Annotated in this window: 1 pseudogene; it reads left to right on the top strand. The window is 76.4% G+C overall.

Annotated features, from left to right (window positions below):
- Window positions 1-229: pseudogene (locus tag KVT45_RS55940) on the top strand (DUF349 domain-containing protein); the annotation flags it as partial.

Here is a 229-nt window from a genome sequence, read left to right as displayed (position 1 = left end):
ATCGGTCACGTCCCCCGCGACGCGCGTCCGAAGGTCGAGGGCCGCATGCACACGGTCGACCGGGCCATCCAGGAGGCCGAGGGGGCCGAGTGGCGGCGGACCAACCCGGTGGCACGCGCGCGTGCCGCGGGTCTGACCGGCCCGCTGCAGGCCGCCGCGGACAAGCTGGGGACGCAGATCGGGCAGGCCCGTGGCCAGGGCCAAGGGGCGAAGGCGGGGAAGGTGGTGC

It is taken from the genome of Streptomyces sp. GbtcB6 (assembly GCF_019091475.1).
Classification (GTDB): Bacteria; Actinomycetota; Actinomycetes; order Streptomycetales; family Streptomycetaceae; genus Streptomyces; species Streptomyces hyaluromycini.
The sequence above is the reverse complement of the archived record's forward strand: the minus strand, read 5'-3'. Positions and strand labels throughout refer to the sequence as shown.